This window comes from Burkholderia sp. AW33-5 (genome assembly GCF_053427615.1).
This window is the reverse complement of the sequence record NZ_JBSAXA010000021.1, coordinates 82,415-101,514: the sequence shown is the minus strand read 5'-3', so window position 1 is coordinate 101,514 and position 19,100 is coordinate 82,415. Positions and strand designations below refer to the sequence as shown.

Annotated in this window: 12 protein-coding genes and 3 pseudogenes; 5 read left to right on the top strand and 10 right to left on the bottom strand. The window is 67.4% G+C overall.

Translation table 11 applies throughout. The features are described from left to right. Positions 1-746 precede the first annotated feature (746 nt). Together ACV22V_RS26095 and ACV22V_RS26090 are read right to left on the bottom strand one after the other, a co-directional pair. On the bottom strand, positions 747-1,286 hold the full coding sequence (locus ACV22V_RS26095; protein WP_448015942.1) for a c-type cytochrome: 540 nt from the start codon (positions 1,284-1,286) through the stop codon (positions 747-749). A 320-nt stretch (positions 1,287-1,606) separates the two neighbouring features. Next, a pseudogene (locus tag ACV22V_RS26090) lies at positions 1,607-2,353 on the bottom strand (amidohydrolase family protein); the annotation flags it as partial. Positions 2,354-2,416: 63 nt separating this feature from the next. On the opposite strand from ACV22V_RS26090, the pseudogene ACV22V_RS26085 reads away from it, so the two are divergent. Continuing rightward, positions 2,417-3,305: pseudogene (locus ACV22V_RS26085) on the top strand (LysR family transcriptional regulator). A gap of 164 nt (positions 3,306-3,469) precedes the next feature. On the opposite strand, the gene ACV22V_RS26080 reads toward ACV22V_RS26085, so the two are convergent. The 3 genes from ACV22V_RS26080 to ACV22V_RS26070 all read right to left on the bottom strand — a co-directional run bounded on the left by ACV22V_RS26080 (position 3,470) and on the right by ACV22V_RS26070 (position 6,294). Continuing rightward, a complete protein-coding gene (locus tag ACV22V_RS26080) occupies positions 3,470-3,673 on the bottom strand; it encodes a hypothetical protein (protein ID WP_448015941.1) in 204 nt (67 codons plus the stop codon). Then, entirely contained in the window at positions 3,670-4,191 is a 522-nt protein-coding gene (locus tag ACV22V_RS26075) for a mechanosensitive ion channel domain-containing protein (RefSeq protein ID WP_448015940.1), read from the bottom strand. The genes ACV22V_RS26080 and ACV22V_RS26075 overlap by 4 nt, the downstream gene beginning before the upstream one ends. A gap of 309 nt (positions 4,192-4,500) precedes the next feature. Continuing rightward, on the bottom strand, positions 4,501-6,294 hold the full coding sequence (locus tag ACV22V_RS26070) for an ATP-binding protein (protein ID WP_448015939.1): 1,794 nt from the start codon (positions 6,292-6,294) through the stop codon (positions 4,501-4,503). A 512-nt stretch (positions 6,295-6,806) separates the two neighbouring features. On the opposite strand from ACV22V_RS26070, the gene ACV22V_RS26065 reads away from it, so the two are divergent. Further along, entirely contained in the window at positions 6,807-7,448 is a 642-nt protein-coding gene (locus tag ACV22V_RS26065) for an HD domain-containing protein (RefSeq protein WP_448015938.1), read from the top strand. Between the two features lie 37 nt (positions 7,449-7,485). Here the strand turns inward: ACV22V_RS26065 and ACV22V_RS26060 are convergent, their stop codons facing one another. Both ACV22V_RS26060 and ACV22V_RS26055 read right to left on the bottom strand, forming a co-directional pair. Further along, the gene (locus ACV22V_RS26060; protein ID WP_448015937.1) at positions 7,486-8,307 is read right to left on the bottom strand and encodes an alpha/beta fold hydrolase; all 822 of its coding nucleotides are present in this window, start codon (positions 8,305-8,307) and stop codon (positions 7,486-7,488) included. Positions 8,308-8,377: 70 nt separating this feature from the next. After that, positions 8,378-8,646: pseudogene (locus ACV22V_RS26055) on the bottom strand (DUF3331 domain-containing protein); the annotation flags it as partial. A gap of 388 nt (positions 8,647-9,034) precedes the next feature. On the opposite strand from ACV22V_RS26055, the gene ACV22V_RS26050 reads away from it, so the two are divergent. Both ACV22V_RS26050 and ACV22V_RS26045 read left to right on the top strand, forming a co-directional pair. Next, complete coding sequence (locus tag ACV22V_RS26050; RefSeq protein WP_448015936.1) at positions 9,035-9,736, top strand: TolC family protein; 702 nt, start codon at positions 9,035-9,037, stop codon at positions 9,734-9,736. 153 nt (positions 9,737-9,889) lie between these two features. Then, entirely contained in the window at positions 9,890-10,861 is a 972-nt protein-coding gene (locus ACV22V_RS26045) for a LysR family transcriptional regulator (protein WP_448015935.1), read from the top strand. Positions 10,862-10,938: 77 nt separating this feature from the next. Here ACV22V_RS26045 and ACV22V_RS26040 read toward each other — a convergent pair whose 3' ends face one another. The 3 genes from ACV22V_RS26040 to ACV22V_RS26030 all read right to left on the bottom strand — a co-directional run bounded on the left by ACV22V_RS26040 (position 10,939) and on the right by ACV22V_RS26030 (position 13,631). Continuing rightward, complete coding sequence (locus tag ACV22V_RS26040; protein WP_448015934.1) at positions 10,939-11,592, bottom strand: response regulator transcription factor; 654 nt, start codon at positions 11,590-11,592, stop codon at positions 10,939-10,941. Positions 11,593-11,698: 106 nt separating this feature from the next. Beyond that, entirely contained in the window at positions 11,699-12,070 is a 372-nt protein-coding gene (locus ACV22V_RS26035; RefSeq protein WP_448015933.1) for a response regulator transcription factor, read from the bottom strand. A 94-nt stretch (positions 12,071-12,164) separates the two neighbouring features. Continuing rightward, positions 12,165-13,631, bottom strand: a complete 1,467-nt coding sequence (locus ACV22V_RS26030; protein WP_448015932.1) for a winged helix-turn-helix domain-containing protein — start codon at positions 13,629-13,631, stop codon at positions 12,165-12,167. A gap of 366 nt (positions 13,632-13,997) precedes the next feature. Between ACV22V_RS26030 and ACV22V_RS26025 the strand changes: the two genes are divergently transcribed. Continuing rightward, positions 13,998-19,082 carry a trifunctional serine/threonine-protein kinase/ATP-binding protein/sensor histidine kinase gene (locus tag ACV22V_RS26025; protein WP_448015931.1) on the top strand — a complete coding sequence of 1,695 codons (5,085 nt, stop codon included), beginning with the start codon at positions 13,998-14,000 and terminating at the stop codon, positions 19,080-19,082. Positions 19,083-19,100 lie beyond the last annotated feature (18 nt).

Here is a 19,100-nt window from a genome sequence, read left to right as displayed (position 1 = left end):
TTCCTCCGTGCTTGCCTGGATGGCTGACGTCAACGTGTTTTGTGAAGTGGTCGCGACGACGGCGTTCTTGGCATTGGGCAGTAGAGATTCTGCCAGACAACAAGCATAGGCGCCCTGCCGCACTTGATGCGAGCACGTTCGCTCACCCCTGATCTAGTCTTTCGATCGTAGTGATTTGATAACCCTTCTTATCAAAATAGAACTGTTATAGTGCGAAACTGATCCATTGCAGGTCGCGTGGACGGTGATGGAGCGTACGGTCGCCGCTCGTAAGCTGAGGCACGAGGCTCTGCCGAGCAGCAGTTCTCGGACCATCCCATAGCGGCAGAGAAACTCCATACGCAACCTGGCCGATTCGATCGGCAAGTCACCATCGCGTGGTTCGAGATGGCCAAAGCACGACCATCGCCCCCGCTCGTGTCAGGCACCGGCGAACGGCCGGCGGGCAATGCCTGCACGTTGGAGTCGGAGCCATGCTTAGGAGCGCCGAAGCGGAGGGCGTCTTCCGTAGACAAAATTAACATTATCGAAAAATTAGGGTCGCGTTGAAATTGCGGATTCATGCCTGCTGTGCATGGCGGCTCCGTCGAGATACTTTCTCTTCGGGCACCTGCCGGTGCCTGCCAACGGAACACATGACCAAAGATCTGGACACGCCCGTGTGGGCTGAAGATTATCGTCACTGGTTCACCGAGCTCAAGCAGCGCCCCGTGGCCAGCGCGAAATTGGTGACACTGCCTCGCGAATCACTGCTTGAGCGACGCGACGTACGCAGAGACCTGCGCGATCTCGTCGTTGCTCAGCAACGGAACGATCAGGCTCATCAGCTTGCCCTTGCCTCCGCGCGCACCGCTCTTCCATGCATGCAGTTGCTGGCTCACATACGACTCGTGCTGCCCCGTGATTCGCGGGAAGTCAGGCGGAATTCCGCCGCCGGACTCGCGATGACAGGAAATGCAGGCGGGTGCGCCGCCGATGCCGCCATGCGTATAGATCGCCTTGCCTGCCTCGACCAGATCCTGATGCTGGCTTTCGCCCTGCGTGGGCTTTTGCGCGCTGTAATAGTCGCCGAGCGCCTTCATGTCCGCGTCGCTGAGATCTTCGACCATCGCCTGCATGACTGCGCTATGACGCAGCGGCGGGACTCCCGGCCCGCCCTTGAACTGCGTGAGCTGTTTGTAAAGGTATTGCGGATACTGCCCCGCGAGCCGCGGATAGATGTCGACACTGCTGTTGCCGTCGATGCCGTGGCACGCGGCACAACGGGTTGTCGTGATCTCGTGCACACGTGCGGCGGGATCGACGGCATGCGCGACGACGCAAGCCGCGCCTAACGACCCTGCTACCACGGCCCGAACCCACGCTCGCGCGACGCGACCGTGCCTCACTCGGATTTCCTTCATCGTCGTCACTCCCGCTGATTGGCCAGATCGAGGTTATGCGCGTCCGCAGCGGAAGTCCTTGACGGCTGATCGCGTCGTTTACCAAAGCGTCCGTTTTTTGCGAAAGCGTTGCAGGCCGGCATTGCGAACCGGCCGCGATCGACTGCATCGGTTCGTTGCGCGCGTGCTCTCGACAAAGCCACGGGCCGGTTGCCGTCGACATGTCAAATCACCCAGCACGAACAGCCGAACGCGCCCCAGAAGCCTTTCGCATCCGACGTCGGCAATGCGCTGCCCCACGCGCTCGCATGCGCATGCTGGTGCACGTTGCGGGCCGTCGCGTAGCCGCACATCGTGGCGGCCGCCGCCCGTTGCAGCGGTGCGCCGTTGCGCTGCGTCGCGCCCCAGCCGCCATAGCCGCCGTACTCGCGCACGGGCGACCAGTCCGGCATCGCGGGCGGAATCGGTGCGTCGTGCGACGCAAACGGTCCCGCGCCCCGTACGATCCTGCCGCCGACCACCGTCAACAACGCGGTCGTGCCGGCGATGTCGTCCTCCGCGCACGCGAAGAAATCGCGATCCGGAACCGCCAGGTCGGCGAACTGCCCGACCGCGATGCGCCCCTTCTTGCCTTCCTCGTTCGAGAACCACGTCACGTACTCGGTCCACATGCGCAACGCCGTTTCGCGATCGAGCAGGTTGCGCTGCGGATACATGCGCAGGCCGCCGACCGTCTTGCCCGTCACGAGCCATGAGAGCGACACCCACGGGTTGTACGACGCCACGCGCGTCGCCTCGGTGCCGGCCGACACTTTGAGGCCCTTCGACAGCATCTTCGCGACGGGCGGCGTGGCCTCAGCCGCCTGTGCGCCTTAGCGCTCGACGAAATATTCGCCCGGGTATGCCATCCGGTGCTGAACCGCGTTGCCGCCGCCGAGCGCGGCGATACGATCCATCGATTTTGTCGTGATCCGTCTTGGAGCCGGCGGTGCTTGGCGAAAACATGACTGCCCGATGTCCCCGTGGAATTCATCATGAAGCTGTCATTCGAAGTGCTCATGGCAATGGCGCGATAGACCGCACCGGTACGTTCGCCGAAGCCACCGAGTTGCTGCACCGCGTACCGTCCGCGCTGACTTATCTCGTGCAAAAGCTCGAAAGCGATCTCGACGTCGCGCTGTTCGACCGTAGCGAGCGCCGCGCGCAGCTCACGCACGCGGGGCGCGTGGTGGTCGAGGAAGGTCGCCGGCTCCTGCACGGGGCTGAGCAGCTCAAACTGAAGGCGCAACGCACGAAGCAAGCCTGGGAAACCGAGGTGCGCATCTGCATCGACGAGATCCTTCCCTTCGAGGCATTGTGGCCGTACGTGCATGCGTTCTACGGGCTCGAGATGAATACGCGGCTGCGCCTGTCCACCGAAGTCCTCGGCGGCACCTGGGACGCGCGGATTTCGTCGGCGCGGCGGGCGAGCTGCCGGAACTGCCGGACATCGTCGTGCGGCCGATCGGCTCGCTCCGGCACGTGTTCGCCGTCGCACCCACCCATCCGCTCGCGGCATTGCCCGAACCGCTGTCGATGGCGTCCGTCGTCGAGTATCGTGGCGCCGTGATCAGTGATACGTCGCGCGAGCTGCAGCCGCGCTCGGTCGCGATCTATGCCGGGCAGCCGTATCTCGCGGTCCCCACCCTCGCCGCGAAACTGACCGCGCAGCGCGAAGGGCTGGCGGTGGGCACGCTCCCGGATTGCATCGCGGCACGCGCGATTGCGCAGGGCAAGCTCGTCGCACGCGACGTGACCGGCATGCGCGACACGACGCAGTGCTATATCGCCTGGCGCGGCGACGAAGCCGGACGCGCGCTGCGCTGGTGGGTCGACCAGCTCGCCCGCCCCGATCTCGTCGACCGGTTTACCGCGCTCGTGTGATTCCGCCGCCCACGGCCCCCGCGGCAGGCAGCCGAACGAATCGTGCAGGCGCTTCATCTCCTTCTCGAGCCAATCGATCAGGTTGAAAGATGCGTGCGCACGCGCGGCCGGCGGGATCATCATCTTCTCCTCGGTCGCGATGTGTTCGGACAGCGATTCGCACATCAGCCGCCCGAGCTCGGGCTTGCATTGGTGCGGAACGCCTTGACGACGGACACCGGCGCGGGATTGGACAATACGTCCAGCGAACTGGCGGCGGCGCGATCGGGCGCATCGACGACGATGGCCGGCCGCACTTCCGGATCGATCTCGATCGTCAACGTCACGCCGTGTACGTTCTCGGGTCCGCTCAGGTTGACGATCGTCATCTTCGCTTCGGCACGACGACCAGGTTGCCGAGGCTGTTGATCAGCTTGGTCGCGCGCCAGTTGCTTTCGACGATGCGTCCTCCCAGATCGCCGATGGTCACCGTGTCGCCGAGCCTAAACGGCTGGGTGGTATTCGGCATGAGGCCCGAGAACACGTCGTTCAGCGTGTTCTGGACGGCGAGCCCGAGGATCACGGTACCGGCAGCGATGTCGTGAAACAGCAGCCGGGTGCGCCACGCGCGCGGCAGCAGCAGATGGTCGAGCATCAGGCTGAACACGAGCGCGCACTGCAGCCACCACGCGATCCCGATCACCTGGATCGCCTGCCGCTCGGGCGACACCGGCACCGCGAGCGGGCTCACGCCGGTCGCGAACAGCATGTAGGTCAGCGCGGCGAACGACGCGCAGCGCCCTATCGCCTTCGTCGTCGAACGGCCTGGACCGAGCAGCCGCCATGCGTCGAGATTGGCGATGACGATCGGTGCGCCGTAAGCGACCGTGGCAGACAGGTTCAGCATGTTGGAGCGGGCGGCATGCGTGATACGCGACGCGCGCGGAACTCGCGCGAGCGCATCGCGCATGCCCCGATCTCGCGTGCGGCCGCCGGCGGCGAATCGTGACGCAAAGGTCGGACGGAACATGTTTCATGCGGTAGTCGTTCGATGACGCGCGAAGCCGACGCGCCGGCATTCAGCGGCAGCGCGAGCCGATTGCCTGCCCACATGCCCGCGCATCGCCGACGGTCCGCTTGCCCAATGTAGACGCCCCGGCCGGCCCGGTCATGTGTTCAACCTGAAACGTTCTGAAGGCGCGACGGCCGCGCGGCGCTACGATTCGCGCGGCGGCGACTCGTTCTCGCCGGTGTCGAACCCGAGCGCGTGCACTTCGGTCCACGCGTCGTGCGCAACCTGCGTCGACCCGGCGGTATGGGCGAGCGCGGCCGCATACGCAGCCAGCAGACGCACCCGCGCATCGTCGCGTGAGCGCGCATCGTCCATGCCGCGCATCGAATCGAGCGCCGCGCGCGCGCGTTCGCGACACTCGTCCACCAGCGACAGGTCGAACAGGCACGGCACCGCCAAGGCTGCCAGCGCAATGCCGACCTCTGCGTCACCGTTCGGCGAAAATGCCCAGTCGAGCGCCGCGCGAAGGTTGCCGAGCTCGCGCCGGATCACGTCGAGCCGCGATCCGGCGAGCGTGCCGCCGTCGTCTGCCGGCGCGAGCCGGAACAATGCGTGGAAGTAGTTCGCGTGGGCGCGGGCGGCGGCCGCGCATTCGCCGTTGTTTTCGAGTTGTTGCAGCGCGTACGCGCGCGTCGTCGTCAGCAGCCGGTAACGCGGTGCGCCGTGCGCGCTTTCGAGACTCAGCAGCGACTTCGACACGAGGCCGGCGATCGTGTCGAGCAGGTCCGCATCGGTCAGCCGCGTCGTTCCGATGATCTCCCGCACCGCGTCGATCGAGAAGGTGTCTCGGAATACACCGAGCCATCGCAGCAGCAGGCGCTCCGCATCGCCGAGCAGCCGGTAGCTCCAGTCGTACATCGCCTGCAGCGTCTGATGACGCGGCAACGCCGTGCGGAACCCGCCGGTCAGCAACCGGAAATGGTCGTCGAGATGCGCGGCGAGCACGTCGATGCCGACCACGGCCGCGCGGGCCGCCGCCAGTTCGATCGCGAGCGGCAGACCGTCGAGGCGCCGGCACACCGATGCCATCAGCGACACGCTGTGTTCGTCGAGCGGGAAACGCGGATCGGCGGCCTGCGCGCGCGCTGTGAACAACTGCACCGCGCTCGCGTCCAGCGTTTCGGCATCGTCGGCGCCGTCGCGCGGTATCTCGAGCGGTGGGATCAGACACAGCCGCTCGCCCTGGATATGCAGCGCCTCGCGGCTGGTCGCGAGGACGCACAAGCCTGCGTCGGATTCGGTCAGCGCGCTCGCGATCCGCGCGGCCGCGTCGAGCAGATGCTCGCAGTTGTCGAGCATCAGCAACATCCGGCGGTTGGCGACGCTGGCCAGCACCGCTTCGAGCGTCAGCAATCCGGTGGGCTGCGCGATGCCGAACGCCGCCGCCAGCGCGTCGGGCACGAACTGCGGACAGGCAACCGTGGCCAGAGACACGAACACGGCACCATCCGGAAAATGGGCTCCGGCGCGCATGGCCGCTTCGAACGCAACCCGCGTCTTGCCGATGCCGCCCGCCCCGACCAGCGTCACGACGCGTGCGGTATCGAGTGCCGCGAGTACATCGGCGACGGTCTGCTCGCGGCCGACGAGCGCGGTCGTCGCGGCCGTCAGCCGCGCGGTCGCCGCACGCACGGGGGGCGCGACGTTGGCGTGGCCGCCGACCAGCCGGTAACCGCGGCCCGGCACCGTCACGATCAGGTTGCGATCGTCGGCAAGCGCCTTGCGCAACGCAGCGACGTGCACTTGCAGGTTGTTTTCCTCCACGACCGTGTGCGGCCACACGCGCTGCATGATCTCGTCCTTCGAGACCAACGCGCCGTTCGCTCGAATCAGGAGTTCGAGAATTTCGAATGCGCGACTGCCGATGCGCAGCAGTTTGCCGTTCGAGCGAATTTCACGCCTGTCAAGAAATACGTGTAGCGTTCCAATCCGGATCATCAGATTTTTCAATCGAGTGCGTGCATGGATGCCCTGTCAAAAATGACATCGATCGGACGCCAATGCTACGGCATTTGCCCTTTGCGATGATTCAAATAATCAGAATCTGTTGAGCAAATTTTTTGAATCGATGAAAACCATGATTTTCCGTGCGTCTCCGCCCGCGTATGCCGCGACCTTCCTTGTGGGGTGCGGCTCGGCCTCTCGCATTCACAACACGTGAAACAGTGATTCATCCATGAACCCGTTTCACAGAGTGAAACGCGCGATTTTTCCAAATTTAATTTCTTCGATTCATTAATTGAAAAAGGCGTCGCGCCTGATTTTCAGATAAAAACAGGTAAAAAACACGCGCGACGCAGAATGAAACCGATTCCGCGCGAGATGGCCGGTCGGATTTTCCGCTCATAACGATTCAGGTACCGCTCAGGACATTCAGCGGCGCGGCGCGCGACGATAGATCGATGGCGCCAGCTTCGAGCGACTGCCGCCACGCCGTGAGGAACACGACCATGGGCAACCGTATCGCCGGCATCAGGATTCCAGACGGCCCGCTCGCACGGGACGCCGCCGACACCGTCCGCGCGTGCGAACCGGACCTGCTGTTCCGGCACGCGATGCGCGTGTTCGCGTTTGCATCGATCATCGGGCTGCGTCGCGGCATCGCGTTCAACGCCGAACTGCTGTACGTCGCCGCGCTGTTCCATCACTTCGGCTTGACGGAGCGCTACCGGCATTCGCGCCGGCGCTTCGAGATCGACGGCGCGAATGCGGCGTACGCATTCCTCGGAGGATACGGCGTCGCCGCCGACGATGCGACGGAAGTCTGGCGCGCGATCGCGCTGCATTCGACGTTCGGGATCCATCCGTACATGACGCCGTTGCCGGTGTTGCTCGGCGCCGGCGTCGAGACCGACCTCTTCGCGCACCACTTCGACGAGATGAGCCTGTCCGAACGCGACGCGATCGTGCACGCGTGGCCGCGCGGCCCTTGCTTCGAGGAACTGTTTCTCGAAGCACTCGCCGCCGGCACCGCGCATCGCCCCGCTACCGCGTTCGGCAACGTATCCGCCGACGTGCTCGAGCGTTGCGACCCGGACTATCGTCGGACCAATTTCTGCGGGCTGGTGCTCGGGTCGAAATGGGCGGAGTGAGCCGGCGGTCCGGCCGCGTCATCGCCGCCCTGCCCCCTCATGCGCGCGCGAACGCCAGCAGTTCGTCGTTCAAGCGTTGCGCATGCGTCAGGTACAACGCGTGCGGGCCGCCCTCGTAGACGCTCAGTGTCGCGTGCGGCACGCGCTGGGCCGCGACGGCACCCGTGAGTGCGAGCGGTACCGTCTGGTCGTCGTCGCCGTGAATCACGAGCGTCGGCACGTCGAACTTGTCGAGATCCGCACGGAAATCGGTTTCGGAAAACGCGCCGACGCAGTCGAGCGTTCCCTTCAAGCCGGCCTGCAGTGCCATGAACGACGTCCAGTCGAGCGCGGCGCGCGAGATCGTCGAAGCGGCCCGGTTCGACCCGGTGAACAGCGGCCAGAATTGCTCGAGGAACGCGGCGCGATCGGCCACGATGCCCGCGCGGATTCCATCGAACACGGCGATGTCGACACCGTCCGGATGATCGTCGCGCCGCGCGACCAGCGGCGTCACCGAACCGATCAGCACGGCTTTCGCGATGTGGCGCGTGCCGTGCCGGCCTATGTAGCGAGCCACTTCGCCGCCGCCCATCGAGAAGCCGACGAGCGTCACCTCGCGCAGGCCGAGCGTGTCGATCAGCGTCGCGAGATCGTCCGCCAGCGTGTCGTAGTCGTATCCCGTCCACGGCTGGCCGGACCGGCCGAAGCCGCGCCGGTCGTAGGCGATGCAACGCAGGCCGTTTGACGCGAGATGATGCATCTGGACGTCCCACATATCCGCGTTCAGCGGCCAGCCATGAATGAACACGACCGGGCGTCCGGCGCCCCAGTCCTTGTAGTGAATCGAAACGCCGTCGCGGGTCGTGAACGTGCTCATACGGATTCCTTAGAGGTGAAAAAGAGGCGTTCGCCGGCCGCGGCCGGCGGACGGGGTGCAGCGTCCGTGGTCACGCCCGTGGCAGCCGGCCGATGAGCCGGTCCATCTCGGACGCGAGGATCATCTCCCAGTAATTCGCGGGACGCTTTCATCCGCGCCATTGCGGCTTGTAGATCGCGTCGCCGGAATGAATCGTCATGCCGGTCAGCGCGCAGCGCGCGACTTCGCGCTGATCCAGCGCTGTTCGTCGTAACTGCAACGCGTCGGGTCGCTCCACGACACGAGGACCGACGAATCGGTCTGCCGCTCGGCGGCGATGATGGCGCAACAACGGCGCACGCGGCGTCCGGGTCGCGCACAAGCGACGGCGCGCAACGGGATGATCCGATGATGACGATAGCGGGCCGCCGCTGAAGAGTCTTGACGCGAGACTTAATTTTTCTGGTCGGTGCGCTCAGGTGTCGCGCGGCGTGCACCACATACGGCTTCACGAAAATTCAGCGCGATTTCAGTACAGCCCGCATGGCCGCAGGATAGGGTCCTGTCGCCTTTCGTTCGAGACATTCGCGCGCCGGCCTGAGCAGCAAGCCGATCAACGCGCCCGCGATCGCGAGCACCATCGCCACCCGGAAGTTGTCGGCCAGCGCGGCGGCCGATCTCGATACCGCGCGCGTCGAATCTCGCGGACAGCCGGCGGCTGCGCGAAAACCTCGTCGATGCACTCGCGGTGCTGACCGGCGTGTCGGCGACCGGCTTCACGGTCGCGCCGACCGCCGCCGCGATTCGCGTACCGGCGGTACCGCCCGGCCTGCCGTCCGCGCTGCTCGCGCAGCGGCCGGACGTCTATGCAGCGGCACGCCGTGTCGATGCGGCATCGCTCGAAACCGGCGTTGCCCGCACCGCATGGCTGCCGACGCTGACGCTGACGCTGACGGCCCAGGGCGGGTTCGCGAGCCGCGACCTCGGTTCGTTTCTCGAGCGCAACAGCTCGCTGTGGGGCCTCGGGGCGAGTGTGGCCGAAACGCTGTTCGACGGCGGCAAGCGCGACGCCGCGGTAGCCGCTGCGACGGCCGGCACGGTGCTCGCCGACGCGGACTATCGCGCGACCGCGCTGGGCGCGCTGCGCGAGGTGCCGGATGCGCTCAACGACATCGCCGCGCAGAACGAGCGGATCGCTCGCTACGCCAGTGCGGCGCGCTCGACCGAAGCGGCCGCGCAGCTATCGCTGAGCCGCTACGCGCATGGTTACGTCAGCTATCTCGAGGTCATCGACGCGGACCGTGACGCGTGGAGTGCGCGACGCCAGTTGATCCACAGCCGTCTGGCGCGCGCGATTGCACCGGTCGATCTGATACAAGCGCTGGGCGGCGGGTGGACGCCGTCCGCCACGGCACCGCAAAACGTCGCGCAACGCGACAACCGGCTCTGAAAGATACTCGACTCGCGGCCGGCCGGCCGGCCATTCTGGCGGCCTCACGAATTTTCAAATTTGCTCTTAAGCTTACCTAAACTTTTTTGTGTTGCCCGACACCGATGCACTGCCTACATTGAGCGTATCGAATTCACCGAAGCGAGACCCGTCATGGATCGCCTGAAAACGCTCGAGATACTCAAGACGGTTGCCGAGCACGGCAGCTTCACGAAAGCCGCCGAGCTCCACGGGCTCGGCGTTCCCTGCGTCAGCCGCTCGATCCAGTGCCTTGAAACATCGCTCGGCGTGCTGCTGTTTCACCGCACGACGCGCAAGGTAACGCTGACCCGCGTCGGCTGCGACGTCCTCGAACAGGCGCTCGCACTGCTGGAGCAATACGAGCACTTTTCCGTCTGCTGTCACGCCAACGCAAGCGAGATGCAGGGTGAGATCTCGATCGAGGTGTCGAACCTGTTCGGCGCCGACCGGCTGGTGCCCGCGCTCGCCGATTTCAACCGGCAACATCCGCTCGTACGGGTCCGGATCGACTGGGCCGATCATCCGAGCGCGGCGCTGAACGGCGCGACGGACCTGTCGATCGTCACCTCACGCACGTCGAGCCTCACGTGCATCGAGCGGTGCCTCGGGCGCATCCCGATGGGCCTGTACGCGAGCCCGCAGTATCGCGCCGCCTGCGGCGAAGTGCTCACGCCGCAGGCGCTCGAACGCATGGATCCGCACGGTGGCAAGACGGGCGCCGCCGGGTCGGCATGGCCGCTGCGGCATCGGCGCAGCGGCGCGATCGCCGAGATCCGTCTTGCCGGCGCGATCAGCTCGAACTGCCTTGAGACGCTGATTCTCGCAACGGCCCGCGGCACCGGTTTCGCGGTGCTGCCCGAGCATCTTGCACGACCGCTCGAGCGCGACGGCACGCTCGTTCACCTGCTGCCCGACTGGCAGGTCGGCGATCTCGATGCATCGCTGCTCTATCACTCGCGCCGCAACCTGCCCGCGCGCATCCGTGCACTCGCCGACCATCTCGTCGCCGCGTTCGACGGTACGCCCGCCGCGCGGCCGGCCGTGCGACACGACGTGCGCGCGGTCACGCGAGCGACGGTCGCCGACAACACGATGGCCGCATGAGCGCCGTCGTCATCGTCGCGGCGCGGCCCGCTACGTCGAAGCCCGCACCGTTGGGCCGCGCGGCCGGGCCTGCTCGCTCAGTCGTGCGCACTGGCCGGGCACACGCCCAGCGCTTCGGCCTGCCGCACGAGATCCGGCAGCGTGCGCACCCGCATCTTCTTCATCACCTGGGCCCGATGCACCTTCACCGTGATTTCCTGAAGGCCGAGATTCGCGGCAATCTGCTTGTTCATCAGGCCAGCGACGACCTGGCTCATCACTTCGCGCTCGCGCGGCGTCAACGACGCATAGGCGCCGCGCACCGCGTGGAGCGTGCGGTCACGCTCCAGCGCGCGGCCGACGGCATCGAGCATTGCCTCGTCGTCAAACGGCTTCGTCAGGAAATCGAGCGCGCCGCCCTTCATCGCCTTGACCGTCGTGGCGACATCGCCGTAACCCGTCATGAACAGGATCGGTACGTTCAGGCCCGCACGCACCGCCGCCTCCTGGACGGCCAGCCCGCTCTCGTCGGCGAGCCGCACGTCGAGAATCAGGCAGCTCGGCACGTCGGGCCGTTCGAACGCGAGAAACGCACGCGACGACGCGAAGGTCTCCACGCGAAATCCCGCCGAGCGCAACAGCGCGCTCAACGCGCGTCGCAACGTTTCGTCGTCGTCGACGACATAGACGATCGGCGCGGTATCTCCCGCGCCACCGTTGCCGCTCGACGTCATGTCCGGCGTACTCGCCATTGCATTCCCAGTGTAGGCATCCGCTTCATTATCAGATGATGAACTAACAAAATGCCGGGCGGAATCACCACGCGGCAGGCGACACGGCCGGCCGGCGGAGCGCCGCTCACGCGGGCGGCGTGCCGGATGCGATCTGGTCGATCAGGTTGATCATGTCGTCTGGTGGAAACGGCTTGCGCAGGAACGCGATCGCGCCTTGCGCCAGCGCGCGGCGGATCGATACGTCGTCGCCGTGTGCCGACATCAGGATGACCGGCAGCGTCGCCTTGCGCTGAATCAGCAGACGCTGAACGTCGAGCCCGCTCATCCGTTTCATCTTCAGGTCGACCAGCACGCAAATCGCGCCGGCCGGCGCATCGGCCGCCAGGAATTCCTCGCCCGACGCAAACGGCAATGCAGTATGGCCCGCCGATTTCAGCAGGCTGGCAAGACTCTTACGGACCGACGCATCGTCATCGATGATGCAAACAATGGCCATGAAATGAGAACCTGAAAATTGTGTCAATCCAGTACAGAGTAATGCAACGCGGGGCGGCGTCGACGGGCGTTGCCCGCCCCCCGCGATCGGTGCGTCATGTCCATGGCGCCGCGGCCAGCAGCGGCTGCGCGGACACGGCTGGCGCCGGCGGACGCGAATCCACACGTTCATCGACGGTGAACGACGCGCACCTCGCATGCACGCGGCCCGCTTCTCCCGACTCCTCCAGCTTCTCGAGCGCATACGCGCGCACGACCTCGAGCAACGAATAACGCTTCGACAGCCCGACCGAATGAACAACCAGCAACGATTTCGATGCGAGACTGACAAGACAGTCGAGCACGCGTGCGGCGCCCAGTTCGTCGCACGCGGCGAGCGCGCACGCCGCGTCGAGCGCGAACGCATCCGGAAACACCGCGAGGCGGCACAGCACGGTGCGTTCCGCGTCGTCGAGCAGACGGTAGCTCCACTCGATCGTGGCCCGCAGCGTCTGCTGGCGCGGATGGGCGGTCCGCAGGCCGCCGGACAACGACAGCACCGACTTGTCGAGATCGGCGGCCAGTCCCTCGATCCCGAGCAGCGCGATGCGTGCCGCGCCGAGTTCGAGCGCGAGCGGCAGGCCGCTCAGGCGGCGACAGATGGTCGCGATCGCATCCAGCGTCTTCGCATCCGCAGGCACGTTGGTGCCCATCGCGCGCGCCCGCGCCAGGAACATGCGGACGGCCCCGCACGTGACGATCTCGCCTTCGGTCGCGCCGGCCGGCGGCACGGGCAGCGGCCCGACGCGATACACGCGCTCGCCGGCGACCCGCAGCGGCTCACGGCTGGTCACGACGAGGATCGCGCAGGCATTCTCGTCGGCGATCGCTTCGCACAGGTCCGCCACTTCGCCGACATGCTGCTCCGCGTTGTCGAACACCAGCATCACGCGCTGCCCGCCAATCGCGCGCACGACGTCCGCGTGCCCGGCGGCCGGGACGCTCGGCAGGCCGAGCGCGCCCAACACCGCAGACTCCAGCGTCGCGTCTCCCGGCCAGCCAGCCAGGTCGATCCGGACCATCTCGACGCCGCGCACGGCCGACCATGCGGCGGCGACCTCCAGCGCAAGATGCGTCTTGCCGACGCCACCGGGACCGACCAGCGTGACGAACGTCTCGCGTTCGAGCAGCGTGTGCAGCTCGGCCGCTTCCGGCTCGCGGCCGATCAGCGGACTCTTGCGCGGTGCGGCACCCGTGCGGACGCCGCGCGCCGGCTCGAGCGCGTCCGGCAGGCGGCCGGCATGGGCTGCGTCGGCCGGCGGCGCGAGCCGGTAGCCACGGCCCGACTCGGTCCGGATCCAGCCGTGCTTGCCGCCGAACAGCTTGCGCAGCGTCGAGATGTGCACCTGGATGTTGTTCTCGACGACGATCGTGTTCGGCCACACGGCCTCCATGATCTCGTCCTTCGACACGAGCCTGCCGGCCGCCTTCACCAACAGCTCGAGAATCTCGAATGCTCTGGCACCGATATACCGGGGCTGCCCGTCGACGCAGACTTCGCGGCACTCAAGGGAAACCGTCACCCGCCCGAACGTATACATGATCCGCACCCGCCTTATGCTGCTCCGCATCGTGCGCCGCCCCGCGAGGCGGCCCCCCCTGTTCCGTCTGTCCGGCCGCATCGAGGCTGGCCGACAGGTATGAACCTATCGTATGGCGTGGCGCGCGTGCCGGCCATTATCTATTGGTTTAGTGGGACGCTACCCGTGCGCCGGAAACCCCGGGAGGGGGGGGCCTGCAGATTTCCGCGGGCTGTCGGACAATGCACGGGCACGCCACGCGTGCGATCGTGCCCGGCCGTTGCCCGCCGACATGCCGTTGCGTCCCGTTCCCCCCAGCCTGCCCTCATCGTGAACCAACACTTGCGTAACCCCGACGACACGAAGCGAATGGATGCCGACTGGCTGGCGCGCGCCCGCCTGTCGAACGCGGTCCGCGCAGATGACGTGCTGTACTTCGACCTGACCGATGCCGAGACCGGGCGCGTGTGGTCCGCGTGCCGGACCGGCTGGGAATCCGACGGGCGCTGCCGGCAATTTGAGCGCGAGTACGCATTGAACGGCGTGCTGGATCCGGCATGGGCGCTGCTGCCGGCCGCGCTGATCCGCGCCGCGGACGGCCCGGTGCTCGTCTTTCCGCGCGTCGACGGGCACGCGTTCGACACGCTCTCGCACGCGCGGCTGCCGCTCGATGCGTTTCTCGACACGGCGATCCACGCGGTGCGCACGCTCGGCGCGCTGCATCGGCTCGGCTGGCTGCACGGCGACCTGCAACCGGCCAGTTTCATCGCCGCCCCCGACGGCACGGTCATGCTGCGCTCGTTCGCGCATACGCGAAATCGTCGGACGGAACACGCCGCGGCGGATCTGCTACGCGCGGAGTTCGTCGCGTATGCGGCCCCCGAAGTCTCGGAGGGCACGGGCATCGACGAACGCTCCGACCTGTACGCGCTCGGCATCACGCTGTTCCGCCTGCTGACGGGCGCGCTGCCATACAAGGCTGCGTCGATGTCCGAATGGGTGCACGCGCACGTCGCGATGCAGCCGTCGCCCGCCACGGAGCTGCGTAACGACGTGCCAGCGATACTGAGCGACCTGCTGCTGAAGCTGATCGCAAAGGAGCCGGCGGAGCGCTACCCGTCCTGCGATGCGGTACAGCACGATCTCGAACGTATCCGGCGCGACTGGCAAGCAGCCGGCCGGGTCGAGCCGTTCGCGCTCGGCGGCAACGATCCGCTCGCCGGTTTGCGCACGCCCGACCGGCTGGTCGGACGGGAAGCCGAATCCCTCCGGCTCGCGGCCGCGCTGGCCGCCGTCCTGCAGACCGGCGAGACCGCCATCGTCCTGATCGACGGGCCGGCCGGCATCGGCAAGACCGCGCTGACCGAGGAATTCATGCGCACGGCGCGCGCGACATCGCGCACGGCCTGGTGCACGGCTGCGAAGGTCGACCAGTTCCAGCCCGCCCGGCCCTACGCGCCAGTGCTGGCAGCGCTGCGCGCACTGTTCGGCAGCGCGCTCGCCAGGCGCGACGACGAAATCGCCGCGACCGTCGCACGGCTGTGCGCGTGCATCGGCCCCCAGGCCAGCCTGCTGTCCGGCATCTTTCCGGAGATCGCGTGGCTGATCGATGTCGAGCCCGTCGCGTTCAGCCATACCGACGCGATCCCGGAATTTCACCTGTGCCGGATCGTCATGAACGCGTTCCGCGCATTCGCGACGCCGGCCGAGCCGCTGGTGATGACGCTCGACGACATCCAGTGGGCCGACGACGCGACGCTCGCGTTTCTTGCGTCGATCGCGCTCGATCCGCCGGCCCACGCCTGCATCGTCGCCGGTTATCGCAGCGGATCGCAGCACGATCACCCGCCAGCGTTTCGCCGCTTCCTGCAGCAGCTCGACCCCGCACGCGTTTCGGCGCTGACGCTGGCGCCGCTCGACGCGCCCGGTGTCACGCACATGCTGGCCGGGCTGCTCGGAGAAGCGCCGGACCGGCTGTCCACGCTCGGCGACATCGTGACGCGCCGGACCGGCGGCAATCCGTTCCACGTGCAGCAGTTCGTGCGCACGCTGATCGACGAGCAACTCCTCGCGTACGACCCGGTGCGGCGGACGTGGCAGTGGCAGCCGGCCGACCTCGACGCACACCACCCCGCCGAGAATGTCGTGAGCCTGCTTGCCGCCCGCATGCAGCGGCTGCCGCATGAATCCAGAACGCTGCTGTCGCTCCTGGCCTGCATCGGCACCGATGCCGACGCCGCGCTGTTGTGTGCGGCCGCCGGCAAGACGCGCGGCGAACTCGCGTTCTGGATGGCCCCCGCGCGCCAGGCCGGCCTCGTGTCCTACTCCGACGACCGCTGGCGTTGCGTGCACGACCGCGTGATCGAATCCGCGCACGCCCTCGCCGGGCGCGCGGAGCGGGCGCAGTGCCACGCCCGGATCGCCGCGGCCATGCTCGCGCGCACGGGCGCGCGGTCGACCGAAGCGCTGCTGGAACTGGCCGCCCAGATCGAGCAGGCGCACACAGCGCCGCTCGACCGCACGCTCACGCTCGCCTTCGCGGACGCGCTGGTCGCAGCTGCGGAAGCAGCTGCCACGGTCGCCGCACGCGATCGCGCGCTGTCGTTTCTCGCGTGCGCGCAGACGCTGCTCGGCCCGCACGCGTGGACGCAGCATTACGGTCTCGCGAGCCGCAGCGGCATGCTGCTCGGCGGCCTGCTGCTCGCGACCGGCGCGACTGCGCAGGCATCGAGCACGATCGACGAGCTGATGGCGCGCACGCGCACGCCGGCCGACCGCGCCGAGGCCCACCGGCTGAAGGCCGCGCAGCTCACGGTCGAGTCGCGCTACCGGCAGGCGGTCGACGTCGCGCTGCAGGGGCTGGCGCTGCTCGGCGTCGAGCTGCCCGCCGAGCCGACCGCCGCCCATCTCGCGGCGGCCGGTGACGCCGTGCGCGACGCGCTCGCCGGCCGTGCGATCGGCGATCTGGTCGAGCTGCCCTTGATGACCGACACGCGCGTCGAAGCGACGATGGCGCTGCTGACCGCACTCGAAGCAGCGATGTTCTACCCGAGCGGCGGGCTGCCGTTGCTGCATTTTGCGACGATGGTCCGGCTGACGCTGCAGCACGGCGTCACCGCCGCATCGGTGCAGGGGCTTGCGTGGTATGGCGTGGGCATTGCCGAGCATCACGGCAAGTATGTAGATGGCTTCGAATTCGCGAAGGTCGCGCTGGCGCTGGTCGATCGCCACGGCTTCGAGCGCTATCGCTCCGCCACGCTGATCGCGCTCGACCAGGTGAGCGTCTGGACGCAGCCGCTGTCCTACGCACTCGAACGCGCACGCGATGCGAAAGCGGCGGGCAATGCGAGCGCCGAGCTACGCTGGATGTGCTACAGCTGCAACCACATCGTCAGCGATCTGCTGTCGATGGGTGAAGCGCTGCCCACGATCCGCGACGAGATCGATCCGCTGCTCGCGATCGCGCGCGGCGCGCGCTACGACGACATCGTCGACCTCGTGTCCACCCAGTCGGAATTCGTCGACGCGCTGCAGTTCGGCTACGACCGGCCGGTCGGCACGTGGCGCATGCGCGTGTCGACGAAAACGCCGATGTCGGTCCTGCAGTTCTGGACCGACGTGCTCGCCGGCCAGGCGGCGTTCATCTTCGGCGATGCGCCTGCGGCCTGCGCGGCGCTCGATGCGGCCGCGGCAAGCGCGTGGTCGACCCCCGCGCACATCATGCTGTCCGATTTCCACCTGTTCAGCGTGCTCGCCGGCATCGCGACCGACAGCGGCGCGACGCCGCCCGGGCCGCTGCTCGAACGCTTCGCGCCGCAGCGCGCGCGCTTTGCCGACTGGAGCGAGCGGAATCCGGCGACATTCCGCAACAAGCTCGCGCTGATCGACGCCGAATTCGCGCGCGTGCGCGGCGACCACGTCGTGGCAATGCAGCAGTACGACGCGTCGGCCAGCCTCGCGGCGGAACACGGTTTCGTGCACGAACAGGCACTTGCGCACGAACTGGCCGCGCGCCACGCGATGTCGCTCGGGCTCACCGGCCCGGCGCGCCATCAGTGGCGGCTCGCGCATGCGTGCTACCGGCGCTGGGGCGCGACCGGCAAGGCGCAGGCGCTGGAAGCGCAGCACACGTTCCTCGTGATGGAGCCGCCGCCGGGCGGCGCGGGCGTGCCCGCGCGCGAAGACCTCGATTTCGCGCTCGCGATGCGCGCATCCCATTCGTTATCCGAAGAAATCGTGCTGGAGCGCCTGATCCAGACGCTGATGCGCAACATGATCGTGTACGCCGGCGCCGGCTACGGCCTGCTGCTGCTCGCCCGCAACGACCGGCTGACGATCGAGGCCGCCGCGCGGATCGTCGACAGCGACGTGGTCGTCGAGATCGCCTGCAGCGAACCCACCGAGCACGATGTCCCGCTGTCGATCCTGAACACCGTCGCGCGCACCCGCAAGCCGGTCGTGCTCGCGAACGCGCAGCGCGAGGGGATGCCCGACCACGTCGACAGCCTGCGCGCGCACCCCACGCGTTCGCTGTTCTGCCTGCCGCTGCTGAAACAGGGCGCACTGATCGGCGTGCTGTACCTGGAGAATGCGCTGAGCAACGGCGTGTTTTCGCCGCGCCGCATCGCGATGCTCGAAGTGCTCGCGCCGCAGGCGGCCAACGCGCTGGAGTCCGCGCGGCTTTACGCGGAACTGATCGACGAGAACGCGCGCCGGCTCGAAACCGAGGCCGCGCTGCGGCATGCGCGCACCGAGCTCGCGCGCACCGCGCACATGACGGTGATGGGCGAACTGGCCGCATCGATCGCGCACGAGATCAACCAGCCGCTGACGAGCATCGTCTCGAGCGCCGGCGCGGGCATGCGCTGGCTGCGCGGCACACCGCCCGATCTCGACGAAGCGCTCGCGAGTCTCGACGACATCCGCGCGTCCGGCGTCCGCGCGGCCGACATCGTGCGTGCGCTGCGCTCGCTCGCCCGCCAGACGCCGCCCGCGCTCGCGCCGCTCGCGATCGACGACCTGATCCGCGACATGCTGCACCTCACCGCGACCGAAATCGACGCGAAGCAGGTCGCGTTGCGCGTCGACCTGCATTGCCCCGCGATCCGGGTGATGGCCGATCGCACGCAGATCCAGCAGGTGATCCTGAACCTGGTCACCAATGCGCTCGACGCGATGGACGGGCAGGCCGCATCGCGCGAACTCGACATCGCGTCGCAGGCCGGCAACGGCTACGCGACCGTATCCATTGCCGACCGCGGCGCGGGCATCGACGCCGGGATCGCGAACCGGATCTTCGACGCGTTCTTCACGACGAAATCGCACGGCATGGGGATGGGTCTCGCGATCTGCCGCTCGATCGTCGAAGCGCACGGCGGCACGCTCGACGCGGCGCCGCGCGGCGACGGCGGCTCCGTCCTGACTTTCCGGCTACCGGTGTCGACGGCCGGCTGAAGCAATCGCGCGGCGCGG

Coding starts and splice junctions, on each gene's coding strand:
- ACV22V_RS26060 (WP_448015937.1), bottom strand. CDS start 8,307: ATGAGCACGTTCACGACCCGCGACGGCGTTTCGATTCACTACAAGGAC.
- ACV22V_RS26040 (WP_448015934.1), bottom strand. CDS start 11,592: ATGGCGAGTACGCCGGACATGACGTCGAGCGGCAACGGTGGCGCGGGA.
- ACV22V_RS26035 (WP_448015933.1), bottom strand. CDS start 12,070: ATGGCCATTGTTTGCATCATCGATGACGATGCGTCGGTCCGTAAGAGT.
- ACV22V_RS26075 (WP_448015940.1), bottom strand. CDS start 4,191: ATGCTGAACCTGTCTGCCACGGTCGCTTACGGCGCACCGATCGTCATC.
- ACV22V_RS26065 (WP_448015938.1), top strand. CDS start 6,807: ATGGGCAACCGTATCGCCGGCATCAGGATTCCAGACGGCCCGCTCGCA.
- ACV22V_RS26080 (WP_448015941.1), bottom strand. CDS start 3,673: ATGACGATCGTCAACCTGAGCGGACCCGAGAACGTACACGGCGTGACG.
- ACV22V_RS26025 (WP_448015931.1), top strand. CDS start 13,998: ATGGATGCCGACTGGCTGGCGCGCGCCCGCCTGTCGAACGCGGTCCGC.
- ACV22V_RS26070 (WP_448015939.1), bottom strand. CDS start 6,294: ATGATCCGGATTGGAACGCTACACGTATTTCTTGACAGGCGTGAAATT.
- ACV22V_RS26045 (WP_448015935.1), top strand. CDS start 9,890: ATGGATCGCCTGAAAACGCTCGAGATACTCAAGACGGTTGCCGAGCAC.